Below are 23,240 nucleotides of genomic sequence, written 5' to 3' on the forward strand. Positions count from 1 at the left end.
CGCATCATGGTGCCCGTGAGGCACACGGAATTCTGGGCACGGCTCGACGAGGCCCTCGGCAAGGAGTCCGCCGGCTCCTGGGCCGAGCTGTTCGTGCTGCCCGAGCTCGGCAGTCGCACCACCAGCCAGGCCCTCGAGGCCGGCATCGCTCCGAAGCAGGTGTGGGCCGCGGTCTGGAACGCGCTCGAGCTGCCGGAGCGCTACCGGTGACCGCACCGACCACGACCCCCGGGGACCCCCTCGGAGCGACCACGGTCGCGGCCGTGCAGCGGCGTACCGTCGCCGTGCTGGTGCTGACCCAGGCGGTCGGCGCGGTGGGCATCACCATCGGCATCGCGACCGCCTCCCTGCTCGCGCGCGACATCTCGGGCAGCGACGGGCAGGCCGGTCTGGCCCAGACCTTCCAGGTGCTCGGCGCCGCCCTGGCCTCCTACGTCCTGGCCCGGGTGATGGCGATGCGCGGGCGTCGCCTCGGGCTGACCACCGGCTACCTCCTCGGTGCCTGTGGTGCTGTGCTCGCCGTCGTCGCCGGCACCATCGACTCGATGGTCGTGCTGCTGCTGGGCGCGGTGCTGCTCGGTTCGACGACCGCCGCCAACAACGCCGCCCGGTACGCCGCCACCGACCTCGCCGAGCCGGCCCAGCGCGGCCGGGCGCTGGCGATCGTCGTGTGGGCCACCACGATCGGCGCGGTCGCGGGCCCCAACTTGACCGGCCCCGCCGCGGCCCTGGCCCGGTGGCTCGGGCTGCCCGAGCTGACGGGCCCCTTCGCGCTGGGCAGCATCGGCATGCTGCTGGCCGCCGCCCTCGTGAGCACCCTGCTGCGCCCCGACCCGCTGCTGCTGGCCCGCGAGGTCGCCGGCACCGCGGGCCAGGTGCCCTCGGGCACCTCGTGGGGCCGGGTGGTCGCCGCCGTGCGCGAGCGCCCGGTCCTGGTCGCCGCCGTCGTCGGCCTCGCCGGCGCGCACGCCGCGATGGTCGCGGTGATGGTGATGACCCCGCTGCACATGGAGCACGGGGGAGCCGAGCTGCGCATCATCGGTGTCGTCATCAGCGTCCACGTCCTCGGCATGTTCGCCTTCGCCCCCGTCGTGGGGTGGCTGGCCGACACGCTCGGCCGCCCGGTCACCCTCGGCACCGGCGGCGTCGTCCTCGTCGTCGCGCTCGTCATCGCGGGCTCGGCCCCCGAGGGCTCGTCGTGGCAGATCTTCGGCGGCCTCTTCCTGCTCGGGCTGGGGTGGTCCTTCGCCACGGTCGCCGCCTCGACGCTGGTCGCCGACCACGCGCCGCTCGACGCCCGCGCCGACGTCCAGGGCGCGGCCGACCTGGTGATGAACCTGGTCGCCGCGGCCGGTGGTGGGCTCGCCGGCGTCGTCGTGGCGCTCGCCGGCTACCGCGCCCTGTCGCTGGGCACCGTCGCGCTGGGCCTGGCCGTCCTGGCGGCCGCGGTCGCCGCGCACCGCCTCACCCCCGTGGCGGCCGCGGAGCACCCGGGCCACCTGACAGAGTGAGCGCCATGAGCCAGACGCGTGCAGACATCGCCGTGATCGGCGGCACCGGTTTCTACTCCTTCCTCGAGGACCCCGAGGAGGTGCGCGTCGAGACGCCGTACGGCGACCCCTCGGCGCCGGTCGCGATCGGCACCGTCGCCGGTCGCAGGGTCGCGTTCCTGCCGCGGCACGGCACCTCTCACGAGTACGCGCCGCACACCATCCCCTACCGCGCCAACCTGTGGGCGCTGCGCTCCCTGGGCGTGCGCCAGGTGCTGGCGCCCTGCGCGGTGGGCGGGCTGCGGCCCGAGGTGGCCCCGGGCGACGTGGTGGTGCCCGACCAGCTGGTCGACCGCACCTACCGCCGGGTCCCGTCGTACGTCGAGGGCGGTGCGGTGCACCTGCCCTTCGGCGACCCCTACTGCGACCGGTTGTCCGCGGCGGTCGCCGGCACCGCCGACGACGTGCACCGCGGCGGCACGATGGTGATCATCGAGGGCCCCCGCTTCTCCACCCGCGCCGAGTCGCGCCACTACGCCGACCAGGGCTGGACCCTGATCAACATGACCGGGCACCCCGAGGCGGCGCTGGCCCGCGAGATGCGCCAGTGCTACACCCCGATCGCGCTGGTCACCGACATGGACGCCGGCGCCGAGAGCGGTGCGGGCGTCGGCCAGGCGGAGGTCTTCGCACGCTTCAAGGCCAACCTCGAGCGGCTGACCGGTCTGCTCACCGACGCGATCGCCGCGCTGCCCGACCCCGACGGCTGCTCCTGCTCGACCTGGGCCGACGGACTCGAGCTGACCTACTCGATCCCGGGCGAGGTCCCGGCGCCGGTGTTCCCGTGAAGGTCCTGCTCACCGGCTCGGCCGGGTTCATCGGCGGCGCCATCGGCGACCGGCTCGAGGCGTCGGGCGACGAGGTGGTGCGCGTCGACCTGATGCTGCCGATGGCGCACGGATCCGTCACCGCGCCGTCCGGCACCCACCAGCTCGACGTCCGCGACGCCGACTCCTGGCCGGCCCTGCTCGACGGCGTCGACGTGGTGTGCCACCAGGCCGCGATGGTCGGCGCCGGTGTCACCGTCTCCGACCTGCCGCTGTACGCCGCCCACAACGATCTCGGCACCGCCGTGCTGCTGGCCGCGATGCACGAGGCCGGCGTGCACCGGCTGATCCAGGCCTCGAGCATGGTCGTCTACGGCGAGGGCCGCTACACCTGCCCCACGCACGGCGACCAGGTGCCGCCGCCGCGTCCTCGCGAGGCCCTCGAGGCCGGCCGGTTCGGCAACCCCTGCCCGGTGTGCGGCGAGCCGCTGGGCTGGGCGCTCGTCGACGAGGACGCCCGCCTGGAGCCGCGCTCCAGCTACGCCGCCAGCAAGGTCGCGCAGGAGCACTACGCGACCGCGTGGGTGCGCCAGGCCGACGCCGCCGCGGTGTCGCTGCGCTACCACAACGTCTACGGGCCCGGCATGCCCCGCGACACGCCGTACTCCGGGGTCGCGGCGATGTTCCGCTCCTCGTTGGAGCGCGGCGAGGCGCCGAAGGTCTACGAGGACGGCGCGCAGATGCGCGACTTCGTGCACGTCGACGACGTCGCCCGGGCCAACGTGGCGGCGCTGCGAGCGGTGCTCGAGGCGCCCCAGGGCCACCACCGCGCCTACAACGTCGCCTCCGGGCACCCCGTGGGCATCCGCGACGTCGCGACCCTGGTCGCCCGCGGCACCGGCAGCGACCTGGAGCCTGAGGTGACCGGCGGCTACCGCCTCGGCGACGTCCGGCACATCGTGGCGTCCCCGCAGCGGGCCGCCGACGAGCTGGGCTTCACCGCCACGGTGCACCCCGACGTCGGCCTGGCCGCCTTCGCCACCGCCCCCCTGCGAGCCTGACCCGGCCCAGATGTCTCGCCGAGCCGGCGCAGATGTCCCTCACCAGGACGTGTAGAGCAGGTGCTGGACCAGCACCGCCCAGACGATCTGCAGGGCGAGGCCCCACCGGCGCCACCCGGAGGGCAGCAGCGCGACCGCCAGGGTCAGGAACGGGATGAACGGCAGCCAGATCCGCTCGACCTCCGACTTGCTCATCCGCGACAGGTCCGCGACCAGGACGGCGAGCACCGCGCCGAGGACCAGCAGCGCCACGATGCGCGTGTCGGGGCGCGCCTCCGGGCGTTGGTCGGGGCGCCCGTCGGGACTGCGGCGGGCACGCCGGGCGGCGTGCGCGAGACCGGCCCCCACCAGTGGACCCGCACTGACGGCGAGCGCGGCCAGGTTGCCCCACATCCAGTACCAGGCGGGCCGGTCGGCGGCGATGCCCTCCCAGTAGCGCTCGGTGAGCACGGGGTAGGCCTCCCACCAGGCGAAGCCCGCGAGCGCCATCAGCAGCACGGGGACGAGCGCGGCTGCGACCACCACCGGCAGCGGGCGCCACGAGCGGGCGGCCAGCAGGACCGCGAGCGCGACCAGCCCCATCAGGCCCATGCCGTAGGACAGCAGCACCCCGCTGCCCAGGACGAGGCCCGCCCCCACCGACCAGGGCAGCCAGGCGCGACCGGTGCTCACCGCAGCCCGGGCCAGCAGCGCCAGACCGGCGGCCAGCACGGCGGCGAAGACGGCGTCGGCCGAGACGGCCATGAAGACCGCGGCGGGGGAGAGGACCAGGAACGGTGCCGCGTCGCGGGCGAGCCGCTCCGCGCCCAGGGAGCGCACCAGCGCCAGCACCGAGACCACGGTCGTGGCGCCCACCACGGTGACGACGAGACCGGCGGCCAGCGACCCGCCCAGCCCGACCCGGACCAGACCGACGAAGAACAGCAGCGCCAACGGCGGGTGCCCGGCGGCCTGGGTGGGCCAGTTGTCGGGGTGGCTGTAGGGGATCCGGTCGATGTAGGTGCGCAGCATCTCCGGGACGTCGTCGACCTCGCGCGCGCTCGGCAGGTACTCCGAGGAGTGGTCGAGGACCCGCGAGATCCCCTCGGGGCCGTCGACGAGGGCCAGCGAGAGCATCCAGGCCAGCGCCAGCACGTAGGACACCGCCAGGAGCCGGCCCCACGACGCGGAGGCGGCGAAGCGGGGGAACCACGCCCAGCCCAGGAGCGCGACGAGCAGCGTCGGTGCGGTCCCGGGCCCCACGAGCTTGGGCTCCCAGAAGCCGTGCAGCGGCGGTGCCGCCCAGGGGTGCGCCGAGCGGCTGGCCCGGCTCCAGGTCTCCCAGTCGAGCAGCACCGGCAGCGCGAACGCGGCCAGCACCAGCAGCAGCGCCAGCGCGAGCCCGGTGCCGGCCGCCCGCGAGCGGCGTACGGGCGCGGCGGGGGGTGAGGGCATGCCCAGACCCTAGAGGCGAGGCCGGCACTGGGGGCCCGCCCCTAGGGTCGGGGCATGGCTGTCGCTGATCTCGTCCTGCCCTGCCGCGACGAGGCACCCGCCCTCGAGGCACTGCTCCCGCTCATCCCGGAGGAGTTCTCGGTGATCGTCGTCGACAACGGCTCGCGCGACGCCACGGCCGAGGTGGCACAGCGGCTGGGTGCGCAGGTGGTCCGCGAGAGCGTGCCGGGCTACGGGGCGGCCGTGCACACCGGCCTGATGGCCGCCACCCACGAGTACGTCGCGTTCATGGACGGCGACGGCAGCTTCGACCCCGCGGAGCTGCTGGCGCTGCTCGACGACGTCGCGTCGGGCCGCGCCGACGTCGCAGTGGGTCGCCGGCGCCCGGTGGCACGAGGGGTGTGGCCCTGGCACGCCCGGATGGGCAATGCTCTCATCGTCGCCTGGTTGAGACGGAGGATCGCGATGGACGCGCACGACATCGCCCCCATGCGGGTGGCCCGTCGCCAGGCCCTGATCGACCTCGGGGTCGAGGACCGCCGCTTCGGCTACCCCGTCGAGCTGCTGCAGAAGCTCACCCTCGCCGGCTGGCGGGTCTCCGAGCGCGACATCGGCTACCACCCGCGGGCCGAGGGCACCCGGTCGAAGGTCTCGGGGTCCGTCAAGGGCACCGTGCGCACCGCCCGCGACTTCTGGCGGGTGCTCTCGTGACCCCTCCCCGGATGCTGCCCCGGATGCTGGTCGTCGCGAAGGCGCCCGTGGCCGGGAAGGTCAAGACCCGCCTGGGGGCCGACATCGGGCTCGAGGCGGCCGCCGAGGTGGCCGCCGCCTGCCTCCTGGACACCCTCGCCGCGTGCACCGAGGCCGTCGGCGCCAAGCACTGCCACCTCGACCTGGCCGGTGACCTCGCCGACGGCGTGCGCGCCGACGAGCTCGTGGCCGCGAGCGCCGGCTGGACCACCAGCCCGCAGCGCGGCGACGGCTTCGACGAGCGCCTGGCCCACGCCCACGCGTCGGTGGCCGCCACCGGCCCGGGCCCGGTCGTGCAGGTCGGCATGGACACCCCGCAGGTGACGCCCGCCCTGCTCCTCGACGCCGCCGCCGGGCTCGCCGACCACGACGCCGTCCTGGGCCCCGCCGACGACGGCGGCTGGTGGGTGCTCGCGCTGCGGGACCCGCTCGCCGCGCAGGCGCTGGTCGGGGTCGAGATGTCCACGCCGACGACGTACGACGACACCCGCGCCGCGCTCGAGGCCGCGGGCCTGCGGGTCGGCAGCACCGCCACCCTGCTCGACGTCGACACCGTCGCCGACGCCGAGGCCCTCCTGGCCGACGCCGCGCCCGGCGCCCGGTTCGCCGCCTCGTGGAAGGTGCTGGTGCCCCGATGATCCAGCGCGACGAACCGTTCTCGACCGTCTTCGCCCGTGCCCTGCAGGGCATCCCGTGCCGGGTCGTCGGCCTCGACGACGGGCCCTCCGTCCTGCCGATGGGGGAGTGGACCCGCGAGGCGGACGAGCAGGACCTCGCCGTGCTGGCGCACTGCAGCGGCCCCACCCTCGACATCGGGTGCGGCCCCGGCCGGATGACCGCGAGCCTGGCCCGGATGGGCCACCAGGTCCTCGGGATCGACGTGGTCCCCGAGGCCGTCGAGCAGACCCGGCAGCGCGGGGTCCCGGCGCTGCTGCGCGACCTCTACGACGCCCTGCCCGACGAGGGGCGCTGGGAGACCGTGCTCCTGGCCGACGGCAACGTCGGCATCGGCGGCGACCCGGTGGCGCTGCTGCGACGCTCGCGCGAGCTCCTCGGGAGCTTCGGCCGCGTCGTGGTCGAGGTCGCGGCGCCCGGGACGGCGCTGAGCACCCGGTGGGTCACCCTCGAGGCCGGCGAGGCGCGCAGCCGTCCCTTCCGCTGGTCGGTGGTCGGGGCCGACGACATCGCGACCGTCGCCGCCAAGGCCGGTCTGGGAGTGACGACCTGCACCGGCGTGGGCAGCGGCGACCGCTGGGTCTCCGTGCTGCAGGTGCGCGGATGAGCGCATCACTGCGGCTGCCCGACGAACGCTCCTTCTCGACCCGGCTGCGCAGTGCCGCGGTCGCGGCCCGGGTCGGCACCGTGCTGGGCGTGTGCTTCGCGCTGGCCTTCCTGACCGGGCTGGTCAGCCACTACGCCCAGAACCCCACCCAGCCGGTCCCGTTCCCGACCAGTCCCGCGTGGGGCTACCGACTCACCCAGGGGCTGCACATCATCAGCGGCACCGCCGCGGTGCCGCTGCTCCTGGTCAAGCTCTGGACCGTCTACCCGCTGCTGCTGGCCCGCCCGTCCCTGCGCCTGCGCCGCCTCGCGGTCGAGCTCGCCGAGCGGCTCTCGATCCTCCTGCTCGTCGGCGCCGCGCTGTTCCTGCTGGTCACCGGGCTGCAGAACATCAGCCACTGGTACCCCTGGGCGTTCTCCTTCCGCTCCACCCACTACGCGATGGCCTGGATCGCGATCGGATCGCTGGTCCTGCACGTCGCGGTCAAGCTGCCGCTGGTGCGGCACGCGCTGACCCACGACGTCGACGACACCACCCTCGACCGGCCCGGCGCGGCCGAGCCGGGCGCGGCCGAGCCGGGCGCGGCCGAGCCGGCTGCGGCCGGACCCGGTGCCCTGGGCCGCCGCGGCCTCCTGCGGGCGACGTGGCTGGCCACCGGCGCGGTGGTGCTCGCGACCGCAGGGTCGACGGTGCCGTTCCTGCGCTGGGTCTCCGTCCTGGCGGTGCGCTCGGGCGAGGGCCCGCAGGGCGTGCCGGTCAACAAGACCGCCGAAGACGCCGGGGTCACCGAGGCCGCACAGGACCCGGCGTACCGCCTCGAGGTGGTGCACGGCGAGCGCAGCGTCTCCTTGGACCGCGACGACCTCCTGGCCCTGCCGCAGCGCAGCGAGGAGCTGCCGATCGCCTGCGTCGAGGGCTGGAGCGCCTCCGGCACCTGGAGCGGCGTCCGGCTGCGCGACCTCCTCGACCTGGTCGAGGCCCCCCAGGACGTCGAGGTGGTCCTCACCTCGCTGCAGGAGTCGGGGCCGTTCCGGGTGACGCTGCTGCAGAGCGGCTTCGTCGACGACGACCGGACCCTGGTGGCGCTGGGCCTGGCCGGGTCGCCGCTCGACCTCGACCACGGCTACCCGGCCCGCCTGATCGCACCCAACCGACCCGGCGTGCTGCAGACCAAGTGGCTGAGCCGCATCGAGGTGCGGACGTGAGCCCCGGCCGTCTCCTGCTCGGCGCCGCCGGCGCGTCGGTGACGGCGTACGGCGCCTGGTTGCTCTGGTCGCGCCGCGAGCCGGCCGACGTGCTCGACGCCGCCGTGTGGGCCGGGGGTGCGGTGCTGGTGCACGACGTGCTGCTCGCAGCCGTGCTCCTGCTCGCGGGGCTGGTGCTCGCCCGGCTGGTCCCGGCCGTGGCCCGGGCCCCGGTCGTGGTGGGCGCCGTCGTGCTCGGCAGCCTGAGCCTGGTCGCGGTGCCCGTGCTCGGCAGCTGGGGGCGCGACACCGACCCGACCAACGAGACGCTGCTCGACCGCGACTACGTCGCCGGGTGGTGGGTGCTGGCGGCGCTGGTGGCCGCGGGCGTGCTCGTCGGGGTGGCCGTGCGCCTCCTCCGCGCCCGGCACGCGCGTCCCTGAGACCCGCTCGCCCGGCCGGCCGGGCGACACGCCGACCCTGCCTCCCACCTCGAACAGGTGTTCGGCCTACAGTAGGTGCACAGGTGACGCGCAGGACGCCGTTCCCCACAGGCCCGGGCTCCCGGCCCGGTCTTGTCGGTGGTCCCCTCTAGCGTCGGCCACGACGACAGACCACATGACCGCGGGGCCGCCGGCCCCGCACACGGACGGAGACATCATGGCTGGTGCAGACCGCGACAAGGCGCTCGACGCCGCACTGCTCAACATCGAGAAGCAGTTCGGCAAGGGTTCGGTGATGCGCCTCGGTGACGAGACGCGCGCCCCCCTCGAAGTCATCCCCACGGGCTCGATCGCCCTCGACGTGGCCCTGGGCCTCGGTGGGCTGCCGCGCGGTCGCGTGGTGGAGATCTACGGCCCAGAGTCCTCGGGAAAGACCACGGTCGCGCTGCACGCGGTGGCCAACGCCCAGGCCGCCGGCGGCATCGTGGCGTTCATCGACGCCGAGCACGCGCTGGACCCCGACTACGCCAAGAACCTCGGCGTCGACACCGACGCACTGCTGGTCTCGCAGCCCGACTCGGGTGAGCAGGCCCTCGAGATCGCCGACATGCTCGTGCGCTCGGGTGCCCTCGACCTCATCGTCATCGACTCCGTGGCCGCGCTCGTGCCCCGCGCCGAGATCGAGGGCGAGATGGGTGACAGCCACGTCGGCCTCCAGGCCCGGCTGATGAGCCAGGCGCTGCGCAAGATGACCGGTGCCCTGAACAACTCGAACACCACCGCGATCTTCATCAACCAGCTGCGCGAGAAGATCGGCGTCATGTTCGGCTCGCCCGAGACCACCACCGGTGGTCGGGCGCTGAAGTTCTACTCCTCGGTGCGCCTCGACGTGCGCCGCATCGAGACGCTCAAGGACGGCCAGGACATGGTCGGCAACCGCACCCGCTGCAAGGTGGTCAAGAACAAGGTCGCGCCGCCGTTCAAGCAGGCCGAGTTCGACATCATGTACGGCAAGGGCATCAGCCGCGAGGGCGGTCTGATCGACGTGGGCGTCGAGGCGGGCCTGGTGCGCAAGGCCGGCGCTTGGTACACCTACGAGGGCGACCAGCTCGGCCAGGGCAAGGAGAACGCGCGGACCTTCCTGCGCGACAACCCCGACCTGGCCAACGAGCTGGAGAAGAAGATCCTGGAGAAGCTCGGGGTCGGCCCGCAGGTCGACGCCGAGGTCCCCGCCGAGCTCGCCGAGCCTGTGGGTGTCGACGACTTCTGAGGACCGTCCGCCGCCGTCCTGGGCGGGGGACGTGTCCGTCGGTGTCGATGCCTGGACCCAGCGCGCCGCGCCGGACCCAGGTCACCAGCCGGTGCCACCGCCCGACCCGGTCGCCGAGGTGCCGCACGCCGACCCCGAGTCGGTGGCGCGCACGATCCTGCTGGACCAGCTCACCGGGCGGGCCCGCAGCCGCAAGGAGCTCAGCGACAAGCTCGCGGCCAAGCTCGTCCCCGACGACGTGGCCACGCGGCTGCTCGACCGGTTCGAGGAGATCGGCCTCATCGACGACGAGGCCTTCGCCCGGTCGTGGGTGGCTGCTCGAGGGCCGGGGGAGGGCGGCACCGGGCGCCGCCTCGCGCCCCGGGCGCTGTCCCAGGAGCTGCGGCGCAAGGGCATCGACGACGAGATCGTGCGCGAGGTGCTCGACGAGGTCGACCCGGACGACGAGGAGCAGGCCGCCCGGGCCCTGGTGCGCAAGAAGCTGCGATCGTTGAGCCGCGTCGACGACGTCACCGCGACCCGTCGGCTGGTCGGGATGCTGGCGCGCAAGGGCTACGGCTCCGGGCTGTGCTTCCTGGTGGTGCGCGAGGAGCTCGCCGCCGCCGACCGCGACGCGCCCGAGCGGTAGCCCCGCTGCGGGTCCGGGGTGGCAGGATGCCCCGGGTGATCGCCGAGCACCTGCGCCTGCCTCCGGGCCCCGTCGACCTGGCCGCAATCCCGACCGGGGCCACCCCCGGCTTCGACGGCGGCAAGAGCGACGGCAAGGAGGCGCTCACCGAGCTCGGTGACGAGCTGAGCGACCTGCAGGAGCGACTGTTCGCCGAGGGTCGCAGCGGCGGGCACCGCAGCCTGCTGCTGGTGCTGCAGGGCATGGACACCTCCGGCAAGGGGGGCGTGGTGCGCCACACCGTGGCCCTCGTGGACCCGCAGGGCATCGAGGTGACCGCGTTCGGCCGTCCCACCGAGGAGGAGCTGGCCCACGACTTCCTGTGGCGGGTGCGCAACGCGCTGCCGGCCCCGGGCCGGATCGGCGTCTTCGACCGCTCGCACTACGAGGACGTGCTGGTCGCCAAGGTGCGCGAGCTCGTGGACGCCGACGAGGTCGAGCGGCGCTACGACGCCATCAACGAGCTCGAGGCCGAGCTGGTCGCCGGGGGCACCCCGGTGCTCAAGTGCTTCCTGCACATCTCGCCCGACGAGCAGCGCGAGCGCCTGCTCAAGCGGCTCGACCGGCCCGAGAAGCACTGGAAGTTCGACCCCGTCGACATCGACGACCGCCAGCTGTGGCCCGAGTTCCGCGACGCCTACGAGACGGCCCTGGAGCGCACCAACACCGAGGTCGCGCCGTGGTACGTCGTGCCCGGCGACAAGAAGTGGTACCGCAACCTCGCCGTCGGCCTGCTGCTGCGCGACGCCCTGGCGCACCTCGCCCCGACCTGGCCCCCGGCCGAGATCGACGTCGAGGCCCAGCGCCAGCGGTTGCTCGACGAGCAGCCGGTCCAGTGACCTCCGTGGTCCCCGTGGAGGCGCTGGCGCGCGTCGCCGTCACCCGCTACGTCACCCCGCTGCGCGAGGGCGGCAGCCTCCCCGGCATCGTCGAGGCCGAGGACCTCGGCACCTACGTCTGCAAGTTCCGTGGCGCGGGTCAGGGCCTGCGGGTGCTGGTCGCCGAGGTGGTGGTGGCTGAGCTGGCCCGCCGCGTCGGGCTGCGCACCCCGCGGCTGGTGGTGCTGGACCTCGACCAGGAGCTGGCCCGCTACGAGGCCGACGAGGAGGTCCAGGACCTGCTGCGCGCCAGCGTCGGGTGCAACCTGGGCGTCGACTTCCTGCCCGGCTCCTTCGGCTTCGACGGCGCGCTGCCGACCGGCTCGTCGCCGGACGAGGCCGCCCGGGTGCTGTGGCTCGACGCGTTCTGCGCCAACGTCGACCGGTCCTGGCGCAACCCCAACCTGCTGGTCTGGAACGGCGACCTGTGGGTCATCGACCACGGCGCCTCGCTCTACTTCCACCACGGCTGGCCGGGGGGCACCCTGCTCAAGGAGGGCGCGGCCCGGCGCTTCGCCCAGCAGAAGTGGAACGTGGACGACCACGTGCTGGTCGAGCACCTCGACCGGCTCCCCGCCGTCGACGCCGCCATCAGCGCCGCGCTCGACCCCGAGGTCCTGCCCGAGGTGCTCGCGCTGGTGCCCGACGAGTGGCTGGAGCCGGTGCCGGGTGCGGACACGCCCGCGCAGGTGCGCGCGGCGTACGTCGAGTTCCTGGCGGCGCGGCTGGCGACCCGCGACTGGCTGCCCTCCGGCGCGACGGGCGGCAGCCGGTGACCGCCCTGGCCTACCAGTACGTGACGTTGCGCTGCGTGCCGCGCGTGGACCGCGAGGAGTTCCTCAACGTCGGCGTCGTCGTCTACTGCCACGCCCGGGAGTACCTCGATGCCGCCTGGCACGTGGACCGCGCCCGGTTGGCTGCGCTCGACCCCGGCCTCGACCTCGACCGGGTCTGCGAGGGCCTCGAGGTGGTGCGCGGCGTCTGCGCCGGCGAGCCGGGCTCCGGGGTGGCGGCCTCGCACCCGATCAGCATGCGCTTCGGGTTCCTCAAGGCGCCGCGCAGCACCGTCCTGCAGCCGGGGCCGGTGCACGGGGGACTGACCCGTGACCCGGCCCGCCAGCTCGAGCACCTGCTGGAGCGGCTGGTGCTCTGAGCCGGCGCGCCCGTCAGACCGGGACGAGCTCGACGGCACCGACCGCGTAGCGGGCCAGGATGGTGCGGGCGATCTCGGGGTGCGCGCCGAGCGGCTCGGAGACCGCGACGGCGCCGGCCTCGAGCGCGAGCTCGGCGGCCCGGTCGGGCAGGAAGCCCGGGGCGAGGAACAGCGAGGCGACCGCGATGTGGCGTCGACCCTCGGCGCGGAACGCCCGCACCGCCTCGCCGGCGGCAGGCGGGGCCGCGGAGGCGAACGCGGCGGTCACGGGCAGCTTGTGGTGGGTGCCCCACAGGCGGGCCATCCGGGCGACGCTCTGGTTGGCCAGCGCGTCGCTGGTGCCGGCCGCGGCCAGCACCAGGGCGTCGAGCTCCCGCACCCGCGAGCGCCTCAGCGCCTCGCGCAGCCGCACGTCGAGGACCTCGAGGAACGAGGTCTCCAGACCCAGCACGTCGGTGGCGCGGACCTTCAGCCCCGGGTGCCGCTGCATGGCGGCCTCGATCGCCGCGGGCACGTCGACGGTGGCGTGGTGGGCGCGCGTCAGCAGCAGCGGCACGACCACGATCTCGTCGTGACCGGCGCGCACCAGGCGGTCCACGACGGTCTGGAAGGAGGGCTTGCTCAGCTCGAGGAACGCCTTCTCGATGCGCAGGTCGGGTCGCGTGCTGCGGACCTCGTCGACCAGCGCACCGATCGTCTCGGCGGAGCGCGGGTCTCGGCTTCCGTGGGCCAGGGCCACCAGGGCGGGAGCGGTCATGGGAGGGACCTCCTCGGGTCGGGGGGTGCGACGGGACTCATGCGTGGATCCCGCACTCGGTCTTGGTGGTGCCGGCCCACCGGCCGCTGCGGGCGTCGTCGCCGGGGGCGACGCGCCGGGTGCAGGGCCAGCAGCCGATGGAGGGGTAGCCGTCGTGGACGAGCGGGTTGACCAGGACGCCGTGCTCGGCGACGTAGGCGCCGACCTGGTCGTCGGACCACCGCGCCAGGGGGGAGACCTTCACCTTCTGCTTGCGCGCGTCCCAGCCGATGACCGGGGCGATGACCCGGTCATGGGTCTCGGCGCGACGCAGCCCCGTCGCCCACGCGTCGTACGACGCCAGGGTGCGGCGCAGCGGCTCGACCTTGCGCAGCGCGCAGCACAGGTCGGGGTCGGTGCGGAAGAGCTCGGGCCCGTGGGTGGCGTCCTGCTCGGCGACGCTCTGCTCGGGCAGCACGGTGCGCATGGTGACGTCGAGGGTGGCCTCGACGGCGTCGCGGGTGCCGATGGTCTCGATGAAGTGGTAGCCGGTGTCGAGGAAGACCACGTCGACGCCGGGCACGACCCGCGAGGCCAGGTGCGCGAGCACCGCGTCACCCATGGAGGAGGTGATCGCGAACCGGTCGCCGAAGGTGGCCGCCGCCCACTCGATGATGGTCTCGGCGGGCGCCAGCTCGAGCTCCGCACCCCAGTGCGAGACCAGGTCGCGCAGCTCCTCGGGGCTGCGACCCTCGGTGCTGGTGGCGCGGTTGTCCCGCGCGGCGCGGGTCGTCGCGGTGCTCATCGCGGGCCCTCGTCGACGACGTCGGCCGGGCGCAGCTGCCCGATCATCCGCAGCGAGAACGCCCGCAGGCACGAGCGGCAGGCCCACGAGCCGTGCGGGGACGAGACGGTGCCGTCCTCGGCCACCACCTCGTGCGGTCGCAGGTCGTCGTCCCCGCAGTAGGGGCACTGGTAGGGCACCGCGCGCTCGCTCATCAGGCGCCGCCCCGCAGCAGGTCGTCGTCGGCGCGGGCGACCCAGTCGGCGAAGGGCTCGTCGGCCCCGGTGCGTCCGGCCAGGTAGTGGGTGACCACGTTGTCCACGTAGTCGCCGAGGCCTTCGCTGGTGACCTTGTGGGCGCGCAGCTTGCGACCGAAGCCGGCGTCGATGCCGGTCGCGCCGCCCAGGTGCACCTGGAAGCCCTCGACCTGACGGCCCTCGTGCATGACCAGCTGGCCCTTGAGGCCGATGTCGGCCACCTGGGTGCGGGCGCAGGCGTTGGGGCAGCCGTTGACGTTGATGCTGATCGGCACGTCGAGGTCGGGCCGGCGCTGCTCCAGCTCGGCGACGAGGTCGCGAGCCCGGTTCTTGGTGTCGACGATGGCGAGCTTGCAGAACTCGATGCCGGTGCAGGCCATCGTGTTCTGCCGCCAGCCCGAGGGCCGCGCCGACAGTCCGATGGAGTCGAGGCGGGCGACGAGGTCCTCGATGCGTGCGGGGTCGGCGCCCAGCAGGACGATCTTCTGGTACGCCGTCAGGCGGGCGCCGGCCAGGCCGAACTCCTCGATCACGTCGGCGAGCGCCAGCAGCGTCTCGCCGGAGATCCGGCCGACCACGGGGGCCACGCCGACGTACTTGAGCCCGTCGACCTGGTCGTGCACGCCGATGTGGTCGCGGTGGGCCCGTGGCGAGACGGGGGAGTCGCAGTCGACCAGGCGACGCTGCAGGTACTCGGTCTCGAGGACCTCGCGGAAGCGCTCCACGCCCCAGTCGGCGACCAGGTACTTCAACCGCGCCCGGTTGCGCAGGCGGCGGTAGCCGTAGTCGCGGAACACGGCGGCCACGCCGGCCCAGGCGTCGGCCACCTCCTCGAGCGGGATCCACACGCCGAGCTTCTGGGCGAGCATGGGGTTGGTCGAGAGACCGCCGCCGACCCACAGGTCGAAGCCCGGGCCGTGCTCGGGGTGCACGGTGCCCACGAACGAGATGTCGTTGGTCTCGGGAGAGACATCGTGGGAGGGGTGCCCGGTGAGCGCGGTCTTGAACTTGCGCGGCAGGTTGGCGTACTCGGGGTCGCCGATGTAGCGGCGGTTGATCTCCTCGAGCGCGGGGGTGCCGTCGATGATCTCGTCGGCGGCCACGCCGGCCAGCGGCGAGCCGAGGAAGGGGCGCGGCGAGTCGCCGCAGGCCTCGAGGGTGCTGAGACCGGCCGCCTCGAGGCGCTCCCAGATCTCCGGGACGTCCTCGATGCGGATCCAGTGGTACTGGATGTTCTGGCGGTCGGTGACGTCGGCGGTGTCGCGGGCGAAGTCGACACCTACGCTGCCCAGGGCCCGCACGGCTGCGGCGTCGAGCAGCGTGCCGTCGGTGCGCACCCGCATCATGAAGAAGCGGGCGTCGAGCTCCTCCTCGGACAGCACCGCGGTCTTGCCGCCGTCGAAGCCGGGGGCGCGCTGGGTGTAGAGGCCCATCCACCGGAACCGTCCGCGCAGGTCCGCGGGGTCGATGGAGTCGAAGCCGAGACGCGAGTAGGTGTGCAGGATGCGGGCCCGCACGTTGAGCGGGTTGTCGTCCTTCTTGGTCTGCTCGTTCTTGTTCAGCGGCTCGCGGTAGCCCAGGGCCCACTGGCCCTCCCCGCGCTTGGCGCGGGGGCGGGCCGGAGGGGCCGGGGGAGAGGTGAGGAGCTCGGTCATGGCGTGTCCTTCGGGAGCGGGTGCGCGGAGTGCGCGGGAAAGGGCGGCTCAGGAAGGTCGACACATGGAGCTACGGGTGCGACCGAGGTCCACGTGGCGGCGGACCACCAGGTGCACATGGGTCACGTCGAGGCTCATGACGAGGAGTCTCAACCTCTGGACCGTCGTCCCACAAGGCGAATTCTCATGCAGTGGGACGGGTGTCCCGACATGTGGACAGAGAGCGCGGTTCTGCGGCGCACCGCCGCCTCCAGTGCGTCGTACGTCACACCCTCATGGGTGACGAGCGTGGCTGTGGGGCGTGGGCTCGCTGCCCGTCGCTGCGTAGGCTGACCCCCATGAACGACGACCTGTCCCGTCTGTCCAGCAGCGCCTACTCCCAGGCACTCGAGGTCATCGCCTCGGTGGAGCCCCGGATCGCCGAGGCGACCCGCGCCGAGCTCGCCGACCAGCGTGCCTCGCTCAAGCTGATCGCGAGCGAGAACTACGCCTCGCCGGCGGTGCTGATGACGATGGGCACCTGGTTCAGCGACAAGTACGCCGAGGGAACCGTGGGGCACCGCTTCTACGCCGGCTGCCAGAACGTCGACACCGTCGAGTCGATCGCCGCCGAGCACGCGCGCGAGCTGTTCGGGGCGGAGTACGCCTACGTCCAGCCCCACTCCGGCATCGACGCCAACCTCGTCGCCTTCTGGTCGATCCTGGCCCACCGGGTCGAGGGCCCGTGGCTGGAGAAGGCCCAGGCCAAGAATGTCAACGAGCTCACCGACGCCGACTGGGAGTCGCTGCGCAAGGAGCTGGGCAACCAGCGCCTGCTCGGGATGAGCCTGGACGCCGGCGGGCACCTGACCCACGGATTCCGCCCCAACATCAGCGGCAAGATGTTCCACCAGCAGCAGTACGGCACCGACCCGACCACGGGGCTGCTCGACTACGACGCCGTCGCCGCCAAGGCTCGGGAGTTCAAGCCGCTCGTGCTGGTGGCCGGCTACTCCGCCTACCCGCGCCGGGTGGACTTCGCCAAGATGCGCGAGATCGCCGACGAGGTCGGCGCGACGCTGATGGTCGACATGGCGCACTTCGCCGGTCTGGTCGCCGGTGGGGTCTTCACCGGCGACGAGAACCCGGTCCCGCACGCGCACGTCGTCACCACCACCACGCACAAGTCGTTGCGCGGCCCGCGCGGCGGGATGGTGCTGGCCACCGAGGAGTACGCGCCCAGCGTCGACCGCGGCTGCCCCATGGTCCTCGGCGGCCCGCTCTCGCACGTGATGGCCGCCAAGGCCGTCGCGTTCGCCGAGGCCCGCCAGGACTCCTTCCGCACCTATGCCCAGCAGGTCGCCGACAACGCGAAGTCGCTCGCCGAGGGCTTCCTGACCCGCGGGGCCGACCTGGTCACCGGCGGCACCGACAACCACCTCGTGCTGCTCGACGTCAGCAAGTACGGCCTGACCGGGCGCCAGGCGGAGACGGCGCTGCTCGACGCCGGTGTGGTCACGAACCGCAACTCGGTGCCCGCCGACCCCAACGGCGCCTGGTACACCTCCGGCATCCGTCTCGGCACGCCGGCGCTGACCACCCGCGGCTTCGGGCACGACGAGTTCGACACCGTCGCCGACCTGATCGTCGACGTGCTCTCGAACACCCAGGCCGGCACCACGAAGGCGGGCGGCCCCTCCAAGGCGTCGTACGTCCTCGGCGACGGCGTGGCCGACCGGGTCAAGGCCGCCTCGGCCGAGATGCTCGACAAGCACCCGCTCTACCCGGGCCTCGAGCTCTCCTGAGCCCGGCCCGCTGACCTGGCCAGCAGGTCGAGGGCGAGAGCGGTGATGGCCGCGCGCGCAGGCGCGAGGGCCGCCACCCGCTCCGGCGGACCCTCCACGAGGTCGAAGGGCAGCGCGGACAGCCCGGCGAAGAGGAACAGCTGGAGCGCGTGCGCCCGGCGGAGGGTGGTGGCGTCCACCACCACCCCCTCCGCCGCCAGCCCGTCGGCGTACGCCGCCAGCACCAGCTCGTCGAGGTCCACCAGGTCGTCGGCAGGTCGCCGGCCGATCTGGATCTCACCCACGAGCAGCTGGGTGAGGTCGTGGGCGACCGGCTGGAGGTTCCACAGCCCGAAGTCGATGAGCACGAACCCGTCGGCGTCGTCCGGGTCGGGGAGCAGGTTGTTGGGGCAGGCGTCCCCGTGGGCGGCGAGGGTCGGCAGGGTCTCGATCTCGGCGACGAGGTCGGGCAGGTCCTCGGCCGCGGCGAGCAGGGGTGCCCGGAGGTCGGCGAACGCCGCGAGCCCCGGGTGCTCCCAGATGCTCGAGCGCAGCACGGGCAGCACCTGACCGGCCACCCGTCCCTCGAGGTAGCTGCGGACCGTGAGCGGGAAGTCGCCCAGCAGGGCCCGGGCCCGGGTGGCCGGGGAGCCGGCCAGCCGTCCGAGCGCGCGTGCCGCCGCTGCGAACCGGTCCCTCGTCCAGGGCTGCTGCTGCGCGGGCACGACCTCGAGCCACAGCGCGGCCATCGGTCCGGGCAGGTCGGCGACGTCGTAGGCGTGCGGCATCCGCAGGCCTGGCGGCAGCACGTCGGCCAGGTCGGAGCGGTAGACCGCGGGCTCGGTGCGCCACGGGAAGGAGGCAGCAGCCTGCTCCCGCAGCTCGGGGGGCACCTGCGCGAAGAGCGGGGAGAGCTGCCAGGGGCGCACCGTCTTGACGAAGAACGCGAACGGACGCGACCCCGCCGCGGTGGTCGCCTCGCCGCGGACCCACCAGCGTCCGGCCGTGGTCAGGGCGGGGATGTCGTAGGCCACGGTCTCGACGTGGCCCGCCAGGTCAGCGACCGGGGCACCGACCTGTGCCTCGACCAGGGTGCGCAGCCGCTCCGGGGTCGGGGCGGCCGGCCCCAGCAGGTCGAGCTCGCGGATCACCCCTCCAGTGAACGACTGCCCCCGGCGCGGGTCAACGGCAGCGGCAGGCGTGCCTCAGAGGGTGGGGGTGGTGCGGTCCACGACCGCGCGCAGGTCGCCGCCCTCGAGGGTGCCCAGCACGCCGTCGTACGTCGGTGAGAGCCGCGAGGCGCAGAACAGGTCAGCCACCTCGGCGGGCGCGTGGCGCACCAGCAGGGAGCCCTGGAGCACCGCAGCCATCCGCGAGGCCAGTCGGCGGGCGTTGCGCTCCATGCCCTCCGGCTCGCCCATCAGCGAGCCGATGAGGGCCAGGGTGTCCTCGACCGCCCGGTCGAGGCGGTGGTCGCCGCCGCGGGCCAGACCGACCTCGGTGATCCAGGCGTCGAGCGTCGCGGGCTCCCGGGTGAGGGCACGCAGCACGTCGAGGGCGTTGACGTTGCCCGAGCCCTCCCACACCGAGTTCAGCGGGGCCTCGCGGTAGAGCAGCGGCAGCACCGACTCCTCCACGTAGCCGTTGCCGCCCAGGCACTCCAGCGCCTCGGCGACCATCGTCGGGGTCCGCTTGCACACCCAGAACTTCGCCAGCGGCAGCGCGATGCGTCGCAGCGCCGCCTCGTGGGGGTCGTCGAGCGCGTCGACGGCCGAGGCCAGGCGCAGCGCCAGCGCGGTCGCGGCCTCGGACTCGACGGCGAGGTCGGCGACGACGTTCTGCATGAGCGGCTTGTCGACGAGCCGGGAGCCGAACGCCGAGCGGTGCGTGACGTGCCACGACGCCTCGGAGACCGCGCGGCGCATCAACGAGGCCGAGCCGAGCACGCAGTCGAGGCGGGTGGCGGCGACCATCTCGATGATGGTGCGCACGCCGCGGCCCTCGTCGCCGAGGCGCACGGCCACGGTGCCGTCCATCTCGAGCTCGGAGGAGGCGTTCGAGCGGTTGCCGAGCTTGTCCTTGAGGCGCACCACGTCGAGCTGGTTGCGGGTGCCGTCGGGCAGCACCCGCGGCACCACGAAGCAGGTCACGCCGGCGTCGGTCTGGGCCAGCACCAGGAAGACGTCGTTCATCGGTGCCGAGGTGAACCACTTGTGCCCGTGCAGCGTGTAGGTCCCGTCGCCGCCCGCCGGCCGGGCCTGCGTGACGTTGGCCCGCACGTCGGAGCCACCCTGCTTCTCGGTCATGCCCATGCCGGCCAGGGCGCCGAGCTTCTGGCTGGGGGAGCGCACGCCCGGGTCGTAGTGGCGCGAGGCCAGCAGCGGGGTCCACTGCTGCGCGATCGCGTCGTCGGCCCGCAGCGCCGGGACGGCGGCGTACGTCATCGAGATCGGGCAGCCGTGCCCGGGCTCGGTGTGCGACCAGGCCATGAAGCCCGCGGCGCGGCGCAGGTGGGCGTGCCGGTCGCCGGCGGCCTGCTCCTCCCACGGTGTCGCGGCCAGCCCGTGGCCCACCGCGCGCTCCATCAGCCAGTGCCAGGAGGGGTGGAACGCGACCTCGTCGATCCGGTTGCCGTACCGGTCGTACGGCGTGAGCTCGGGGTGGTGCTCGTTGGCGAGCTGCCCGTGCTCGCGGGCGTCGGCCGAGCCGGCCTCGGCGCCGAGACCGACGAGGCTGTCGAGCACCTGCTGGTCGCCGTGGCGCAGCACGCCCTCGGTGAGGGCGGCGTCGCTGGTCACGACGTTGTGGCCGGCGAGCGGGGGTGCCTGGTTCGTGACGACGCGCAGGTCCGCGCGAGCGCTGCTGGAGGTCTGCATGCGGATACCGTAGGCGCATGGCCCCGCAGACCGGTCGATACGCCCGGGCGGGCGCCGCCGGCCGGGCCCACGCCGCCCAGGTGCGTGCCGCGCTCGAGGTGCGGGCCCGTCGGGCCGGGCACCTGCTGTGGCGCCTGGTGGTCACGACCGTCGGCAGCTGCCTGCGCTACCGGGTGACCGGGCTGGCCGCCGAGGCGGGCTTCTTCGCGATCCTCTCGGTGCCGCCGTTGATCTTCGCGCTGGTGGGCGGCGCGGGTTTCGTGACCGACCAGTTCACCGCGGCCCAGATCGACGACGTGCGGCGGGCGATCCTCGAGCTCTCCTCGCGGCTGCTGAGCGACAGCGCCGTCACCATCGTCGAGCGCACGATCGACGACGACGTGGTGGCGGGCGGCCGCTTCGACGTCATCTCCCTGGGGTTCGTGCTCGCCCTGTGGTCGGGCTCGCGCGCCCTCAACGTCTTCGTCGACACGATCACCGTGATGCACGGGCTCGGCGGGCACCGCGGCATCGTGAAGACCCGGGCGCTGTCCTTCGTGCTCTACGTGCTGGCCATGATCACCGGGGTGGTCTCGCTGCCGCTGGTGGTGGCGGGACCGACGATGGTGCGCCAGGTGCTGCCCAACCGGGTCGACATGCTGATGGCGTTCTACTGGCCGGTCGTGGTCGCGGTGTGCATCTGCTTCCTGGCCACGCTCTACCACCTCTCGGTGCCGGTGCGGACCAACTGGAGCTTCAACCTGCCCGGGGCCACCTTCTCGTTGCTGGCCTGGATCGGCGGGTCCTACGTGCTGCGCTGGGTGCTGACCGTGACCGCCGCGGAGTCGCGCTCGATCTACGGCCCGCTGGCAGCCCCGATCGCGATCCTGCTGTGGCTCTACCTGCTCGCGCTGGCGGTGCTGATCGGCGCGGCCGTCAACGCCGCCTTCGACACCGTCTTCCCGCAGTCCGCGACCACGCGCGCCCGCCTGGAGCTGGTGCAGCGCTTCCGGGCGCGCATGTCGCGGGACCGCCTCACTCCGCCCGGGGATCCCGTCGAGTAGGTTCGCCCCTGTGAACCAGCCGCCCCGCGACCTGACCGAGGGCCGTGAGCGGGGGACGTTCTCGCTGCCCGAGGCGGTCCGCTCCCCGTGGTTCGAGCTGTCGCGGCGCCTGTTCGCGGCCATGGCGATCCTGGTGGGCACCGTGCTCCTGGTCTACCTGGACCGCGACGGCTACCAGGACGGCACCGGCACGCCCGGCGTGAGCCTGATCGACGCGATCTACTACACGACCGTCACCCTGAGCACCACGGGCTACGGCGACATCAGTCCCGTCTCCGACAACGCTCGTCTGATCAATGCCTTCGTCATCACCCCCGCCCGCATCGCGTTCCTGGTCCTGCTGATCGGCACGACCATCGAGGTGCTGGCATCGCAGGGCCGCGAGATGTTCCGCGTCGCCCGTTGGAGGAAGCACATGGACCACCACGTCGTCGTCATCGGCTACGGCACCAAGGGCCGCAGCGCGGTGCAGACCCTGATCAACAACGGTCTCGACCGGGAGGCGATCGTCGTCGTCGACCCCAGCGAGGTGGCGATGCAGGACGCGCACGCCGACGGCCTGGCCGTCGTCACCGGCGACGCCACCCGGCGCGGGGTGCTGCGGCGCGCGGGCGTCGCCGAGGCCGAGCAGGTCATCATCACGACCGACCGCGACGACTCCAACGTGCTGGCCACGCTCACCGTGCGCCAGCTCAACCCCGACGCCTACATCGTCACCGCGGTGCGCGAGCACGAGAACTCGCCGCTGATGCGCCAGTCGGGCGCCAACTCGGTGATCACGTCCTCGGACGCCGTGGGCCGCCTGCTGGGCCTGTCCAGCGTCTCGCCGAGCCTGGGCTCGGTGATGGAGGACCTGCTCACCTACGGCGAGGGGCTCGAGGTCGCCGAGCGGGACCTGCTCGTCACCGAGGTCGGTCGTCCGCCGCAGTCGCTGCCCGACCAGGTGATCTCCGTGGTGCGCGACGAGAAGGTCTACCGCTACTTCGACCCCGTGGTCAGCCAGCTGGCCCGCGGCGACCGGCTGATCGTCGTACGCCCGGCCAAGGAGCTGCCGTGGGCGCCGCGTCCGGGCACCCACAACGAGGACGCTGCGACCGACGAGGACTGAGCCGCCCCGCGGTTCAGCAGGTGGGGACCCGGCTCCAGGCGAAGTAGCCGAACTTCGCCGACCGCGAGCGGGTGCGCATCTTGACGCGCACCTTCTGTCGCTGCAGCTCCCCGGTGCTGCTGAACCGGGCGAAGACCTTGCGCCCACCGCTGCGCGTCCAGCCGCTGTGCGCCGACGACGTCCAGACCTTGCCGACCTCGGCGTTCTTGACCCAGACCTCCGCGCGGCGCTCGGCCTTCTTGTGCCGGTTGCGCATCCGCACCAGCAGGTGGGAGTAGCCGTCACCGGAGGCCGGCCGGCAGGCCTGGAGCTTGGCGCGCTTGTAGGTCTTCATCGTCTTCCAGCGCTTCGACGGCGCGGCGGCGGCCGCGGCGACCTGCTCGACCTGCCCGGCGTCGTCGGCGGGGACGTCGTCCGGCCGGGGCGCCGAGGCGGTGACCAGCGAGGGGGAGACCAGGACCGCGGCGACCACGAGCGCGGCAACGAGCGGCGCCAGCGCTGCGACGAGGCGCGGCTGTCGTGCGGCGGGGGTGGGGCGGTCGTGGGGGTTCGGCACGGTGTTCCTCCGCTGATCGGCTC

The 23,240-nt window shown here is 73.6% G+C and carries 25 protein-coding genes; 17 read left to right on the forward strand and 8 right to left on the reverse strand.

The annotated features are described in order from the left end of the window. The first annotated feature begins 6 nt into the window (after positions 1 to 6). From I601_RS14415 to I601_RS14430, 4 genes are read left to right on the forward strand one after another with little or no spacing between them, the layout of a single operon-like run. A complete protein-coding gene (locus tag I601_RS14415; protein WP_335582167.1) occupies positions 7 to 210 on the forward strand; it encodes a DUF3046 domain-containing protein in 204 nt (67 codons plus the stop codon). Further along, positions 207 to 1,511, forward strand: a complete 1,305-nt coding sequence (locus tag I601_RS14420; RefSeq protein ID WP_068111093.1) for an MFS transporter — start codon at positions 207 to 209, stop codon at positions 1,509 to 1,511. Before I601_RS14415 ends, I601_RS14420 begins: the two co-directional genes overlap by 4 nt. A 5-nt stretch (positions 1,512 to 1,516) precedes the next feature. After that, on the forward strand, positions 1,517 to 2,338 hold the full coding sequence (locus I601_RS14425) for an S-methyl-5'-thioadenosine phosphorylase (RefSeq protein ID WP_068111097.1): 822 nt from the start codon (positions 1,517 to 1,519) through the stop codon (positions 2,336 to 2,338). Continuing rightward, positions 2,335 to 3,378: an NAD-dependent epimerase/dehydratase family protein gene (locus I601_RS14430; protein WP_068111100.1), complete on the forward strand. Its 1,044-nt coding sequence runs from the start codon at positions 2,335 to 2,337 to the stop codon at positions 3,376 to 3,378. Before I601_RS14425 ends, I601_RS14430 begins: the two co-directional genes overlap by 4 nt. Before the next feature lie 39 nt (positions 3,379 to 3,417). On the opposite strand, the gene I601_RS14435 is transcribed toward I601_RS14430, so the two are convergent. Beyond that, a complete protein-coding gene (locus tag I601_RS14435; protein WP_068111105.1) occupies positions 3,418 to 4,812 on the reverse strand; it encodes a hypothetical protein in 1,395 nt (464 codons plus the stop codon). Positions 4,813 to 4,866: 54 nt separating this feature from the next. On the opposite strand from I601_RS14435, the gene I601_RS14440 reads away from it, so the two are divergent. The 10 genes from I601_RS14440 to I601_RS14485 all read left to right on the forward strand — a co-directional run bounded on the left by I601_RS14440 (position 4,867) and on the right by I601_RS14485 (position 12,439). Further along, positions 4,867 to 5,523, forward strand: a complete 657-nt coding sequence (locus I601_RS14440) for a glycosyltransferase family 2 protein (protein WP_068111108.1) — start codon at positions 4,867 to 4,869, stop codon at positions 5,521 to 5,523. Beyond that, positions 5,520 to 6,200, forward strand: a complete 681-nt coding sequence (locus I601_RS14445) for a TIGR04282 family arsenosugar biosynthesis glycosyltransferase (RefSeq protein WP_218917671.1) — start codon at positions 5,520 to 5,522, stop codon at positions 6,198 to 6,200. Before I601_RS14440 ends, I601_RS14445 begins: the two co-directional genes overlap by 4 nt. Next, the gene (locus tag I601_RS14450) at positions 6,197 to 6,844 is read left to right on the forward strand and encodes a class I SAM-dependent methyltransferase (protein WP_068111114.1); all 648 of its coding nucleotides are present in this window, start codon (positions 6,197 to 6,199) and stop codon (positions 6,842 to 6,844) included. Before I601_RS14445 ends, I601_RS14450 begins: the two co-directional genes overlap by 4 nt. After that, positions 6,841 to 8,049 carry a molybdopterin-dependent oxidoreductase gene (locus tag I601_RS14455; protein WP_068111117.1) on the forward strand — a complete coding sequence of 403 codons (1,209 nt, stop codon included), beginning with the start codon at positions 6,841 to 6,843 and terminating at the stop codon, positions 8,047 to 8,049. The genes I601_RS14450 and I601_RS14455 overlap by 4 nt, the downstream gene beginning before the upstream one ends. Next, positions 8,046 to 8,471: a hypothetical protein gene (locus I601_RS14460; RefSeq protein ID WP_068111120.1), complete on the forward strand. Its 426-nt coding sequence runs from the start codon at positions 8,046 to 8,048 to the stop codon at positions 8,469 to 8,471. Before I601_RS14455 ends, I601_RS14460 begins: the two co-directional genes overlap by 4 nt. Before the next feature lie 217 nt (positions 8,472 to 8,688). After that, positions 8,689 to 9,741 carry a recombinase RecA gene (recA, locus tag I601_RS14465; RefSeq protein ID WP_068114987.1) on the forward strand — a complete coding sequence of 351 codons (1,053 nt, stop codon included), beginning with the start codon at positions 8,689 to 8,691 and terminating at the stop codon, positions 9,739 to 9,741. A 91-nt stretch (positions 9,742 to 9,832) separates the two neighbouring features. Beyond that, positions 9,833 to 10,369: a regulatory protein RecX gene (locus I601_RS14470; RefSeq protein WP_237089419.1), complete on the forward strand. Its 537-nt coding sequence runs from the start codon at positions 9,833 to 9,835 to the stop codon at positions 10,367 to 10,369. Positions 10,370 to 10,395: 26 nt separating this feature from the next. Beyond that, positions 10,396 to 11,247 carry a PPK2 family polyphosphate kinase gene (locus I601_RS14475; RefSeq protein WP_068111124.1) on the forward strand — a complete coding sequence of 284 codons (852 nt, stop codon included), beginning with the start codon at positions 10,396 to 10,398 and terminating at the stop codon, positions 11,245 to 11,247. Beyond that, complete coding sequence (locus I601_RS14480; protein WP_237089420.1) at positions 11,244 to 12,062, forward strand: HipA family kinase; 819 nt, start codon at positions 11,244 to 11,246, stop codon at positions 12,060 to 12,062. The genes I601_RS14475 and I601_RS14480 overlap by 4 nt, the downstream gene beginning before the upstream one ends. After that, the gene (locus I601_RS14485; RefSeq protein WP_068111127.1) at positions 12,059 to 12,439 is read left to right on the forward strand and encodes a DUF3037 domain-containing protein; all 381 of its coding nucleotides are present in this window, start codon (positions 12,059 to 12,061) and stop codon (positions 12,437 to 12,439) included. Before I601_RS14480 ends, I601_RS14485 begins: the two co-directional genes overlap by 4 nt. A 13-nt stretch (positions 12,440 to 12,452) precedes the next feature. Here the strand turns inward: I601_RS14485 and I601_RS14490 are convergent, their stop codons facing one another. The 4 genes from I601_RS14490 to I601_RS14505 are packed head-to-tail and all read right to left on the reverse strand — an operon-like array spanning position 12,453 to position 15,871. After that, positions 12,453 to 13,196: a sirohydrochlorin chelatase gene (locus tag I601_RS14490; protein WP_068111130.1), complete on the reverse strand. Its 744-nt coding sequence runs from the start codon at positions 13,194 to 13,196 to the stop codon at positions 12,453 to 12,455. A gap of 37 nt (positions 13,197 to 13,233) precedes the next feature. Further along, the gene (locus tag I601_RS14495) at positions 13,234 to 13,980 is read right to left on the reverse strand and encodes a phosphoadenylyl-sulfate reductase (RefSeq protein WP_084527655.1); all 747 of its coding nucleotides are present in this window, start codon (positions 13,978 to 13,980) and stop codon (positions 13,234 to 13,236) included. Beyond that, entirely contained in the window at positions 13,977 to 14,174 is a 198-nt protein-coding gene (locus tag I601_RS14500; RefSeq protein WP_068111132.1) for a hypothetical protein, read from the reverse strand. Before I601_RS14500 ends, I601_RS14495 begins: the two co-directional genes overlap by 4 nt. Further along, the gene (locus tag I601_RS14505) at positions 14,174 to 15,871 is read right to left on the reverse strand and encodes a nitrite/sulfite reductase (RefSeq protein ID WP_068111135.1); all 1,698 of its coding nucleotides are present in this window, start codon (positions 15,869 to 15,871) and stop codon (positions 14,174 to 14,176) included. The genes I601_RS14500 and I601_RS14505 overlap by 1 nt, the downstream gene beginning before the upstream one ends. Before the next feature lie 338 nt (positions 15,872 to 16,209). On the opposite strand from I601_RS14505, the gene I601_RS14510 reads away from it, so the two are divergent. Beyond that, on the forward strand, positions 16,210 to 17,655 hold the full coding sequence (locus I601_RS14510) for a glycine hydroxymethyltransferase (protein ID WP_068111138.1): 1,446 nt from the start codon (positions 16,210 to 16,212) through the stop codon (positions 17,653 to 17,655). On the opposite strand, the gene I601_RS14515 is transcribed toward I601_RS14510, so the two are convergent. Next, positions 17,631 to 18,785, reverse strand: coding sequence for a phosphotransferase (locus I601_RS14515; protein ID WP_068111141.1), 1,155 nt, complete (start codon positions 18,783 to 18,785; stop codon positions 17,631 to 17,633). The two genes, I601_RS14510 and I601_RS14515, sit on opposite strands and share 25 nt — an antisense overlap. 54 nt (positions 18,786 to 18,839) lie before the next feature. After that, positions 18,840 to 20,510, reverse strand: coding sequence for an acyl-CoA dehydrogenase family protein (locus I601_RS14520; RefSeq protein WP_068111144.1), 1,671 nt, complete (start codon positions 20,508 to 20,510; stop codon positions 18,840 to 18,842). A gap of 17 nt (positions 20,511 to 20,527) precedes the next feature. Between I601_RS14520 and I601_RS14525 the strand changes: the two genes are divergently transcribed. Together I601_RS14525 and I601_RS14530 are read left to right on the forward strand one after the other, a co-directional pair. Further along, positions 20,528 to 21,553: a YihY/virulence factor BrkB family protein gene (locus tag I601_RS14525; protein ID WP_068111146.1), complete on the forward strand. Its 1,026-nt coding sequence runs from the start codon at positions 20,528 to 20,530 to the stop codon at positions 21,551 to 21,553. 121 nt (positions 21,554 to 21,674) lie between these two features. Further along, a complete protein-coding gene (locus I601_RS14530; RefSeq protein ID WP_084528144.1) occupies positions 21,675 to 22,661 on the forward strand; it encodes a potassium channel family protein in 987 nt (328 codons plus the stop codon). Positions 22,662 to 22,674: 13 nt separating this feature from the next. On the opposite strand, the gene I601_RS14535 is transcribed toward I601_RS14530, so the two are convergent. Further along, the gene (locus I601_RS14535) at positions 22,675 to 23,217 is read right to left on the reverse strand and encodes a hypothetical protein (protein ID WP_068111151.1); all 543 of its coding nucleotides are present in this window, start codon (positions 23,215 to 23,217) and stop codon (positions 22,675 to 22,677) included. Positions 23,218 to 23,240: the final 23 nt, after the last annotated feature.

This window comes from Nocardioides dokdonensis FR1436, assembly GCF_001653335.1.
GTDB lineage: Bacteria > Actinomycetota > Actinomycetes > Propionibacteriales > Nocardioidaceae > Nocardioides > Nocardioides dokdonensis.